This window comes from Nonomuraea sp. NPDC050478 (assembly GCF_044458265.1).
GTDB lineage: Bacteria > Actinomycetota > Actinomycetes > Streptosporangiales > Streptosporangiaceae > Nonomuraea > Nonomuraea ferruginea.
Window position 1 is genome coordinate 1 of sequence record NZ_JBITHT010000024.1, and the last position, 1,985, is coordinate 1,985.

The 1,985-nt window shown below is 65.3% G+C and carries 1 protein-coding gene; it reads right to left on the reverse strand.

What is annotated here, in order from left to right:
- Positions 1 to 114: 114 nt before the first annotated feature.
- Positions 115 to 1,985, reverse strand: a 1,871-nt coding sequence (locus tag ACIBF7_RS44930; RefSeq protein WP_397199931.1) for an IS1634 family transposase, incomplete at its 5' end; no start/stop codon positions are given.

Genomic DNA, 1,985 nt, shown 5'->3' on the forward strand with positions numbered 1-1,985 from the left:
CCCGCGTTCCGCAGATGTGTAGCGAGAAAAACACATGAATCAGGGGTGTGAGCTGCGGAAACGCTTGCGGGCACGCTGATGCGGCGTGTCACTAGGCGCGGGTGTTGTGCCTGGTCAGGCGTCTGCGGCGGGTGCAACTTCGACGATCTTCTTTGGGGCCGGGATGTCGAGTTTGGCCAGGATGTCGCGCTGGGGCTTGGTCAGTTCGGCGCGTTGACGGAAGGTGCCGGTCGGGCCGGTGAAGGTGGCCACCGTGAGAAGGTCGAACTCGTCGCGGATGCGGTTCCAGGTGGTGCCGGTGGTGGTCTCGATGATGCGGATCAGCAGCAGGGCCAGCCAGCACAAGATGACGTGCGCGCGGATGCGTTCTTCGAGGCGGTGATAGACCGGGCGCAGGTCGATGACCTGCTTCATGTCTCGCCAGCCTCGCTCAACCTCCAGCAATTGCTTGTAGCCAAGGGCGATGTCCTCGGCCGGCAGTTTCGGGTCGGAGCAGCGCAGCAGGTACTTGCCGTCCAGGTTCGTCTCGGTCTTGACCTTGGCGGCGTCGATGCGCAGCAGCCCGTTCGGGGTGGTGCGCAGGTAGCGGTTCAGGCCGGGCTTGGTGGAAATCACACCGCGTAGCTCGGCGCGTTTGGTGGCGCTCAACGCGTCGCTGCCGGCGATCACCTCTTCCAGTTGGGCGATCAGACGCGCCCGGATGGCGGCGTCGCGTTCGGCGCCGTCGGGGTTGAAGCAGATCACGAACCGGTCGGCCTCGCCGATCCGGACCTCTTTGACCTTCAAATTCTCCGCCACGTCCTGGTAGCGGCCTTGGCGGGACAGGGCGGCCTTGGCCTCGGCCGAGCCCGAGCGCAGCCGTTCGCCGATGATGTAGTGGTGATCGCCCTGGCGCAGATAGCGGCGGTTGTCGGCGGAGGCGAAGCCACGATCACCGACCCACACGATCTTGGAAAGCGTCCAGTCCCGCATGTCGTCCTTGACCTGGCGGATCAGCGCGGTGTCGGTGGTGTTGCCGGGCCAGGACCAGACGCGGACGGGGATGCCATCGCGGGTGACGGCCATGCCGATGACGATCTGCGGCAGGTCGTCGCGGTGATCCTTGGACTTGCCGCGGGCGCGGAAGCCCTTCATCACCGGTTCGTCGCCGTCGCTGTTTTCGGGGTCGGGCAGCCGGATGCCGCGCTGGTCGCGGGCGATCGGCTCATCGGGTTCGTCGATCTCGAAGTAGGTGGAGGTGGTGTCGAAGAACAGCAGGTCGACTTCGAGGTTGAGCAGGGTGGCGACCTGGTCGAACACCTTGCGTTCGACGGAGTCTTGGACCTGGTGCAGCCAGTCCATCGCCCGGTAGCAGGCGTCGTCGCTGCAGGCGGGCAGGCTCTCGATGTGGGCGTTGCGGCCGATCCAGTGTGAGGCGGCCAGTTTGGAGGAGGCGTCCAGAGCGCGGTTGGCGACCAGGGCGAACAGCACCCGTTCGGTGAACGGGCTGCGGCGGGTGGAGGCGAGGATGCGCGTCAGGATCGTGTCGATCTTCAGCTGCCGCCACAGCTGGTCGAGAAGATAGGGACCGCCGTAGGCAGCTGAGCCGATGAAGGTCAGCTCCGTGCCCGAGCTGAGAGCGGCGGCCCGGCCCGGGTCCAGCAGCCGGCACAGGGAGCCGACCAGGCGTTCGACGGCGGCGCGGTCGATCTGGTCTTCGCGGCCGAAGTTGTGCAGGACCTTCATCTTGGAGGCCTTGGCGACAGGGTCCCACTCGTTATGGGCGAGTTGGAGGTATCGCACCGTGGTGCCGTTTTTGTTCTTCCGCGTCGCGGTCCTGACGAACATGTCACCAGACCGTAGCAGTGTATGCGCAGAACGCGATGGTGTTATCGCTGAAGTCGTGTCACTAGGGCCTTCCGCCGTTTCCACAAAGTCGCAAGCCACCGACCTGCGGTTTCGCACCCGAACATGCCCTGGATCACGGATTAGCTGCGGAACGCGGG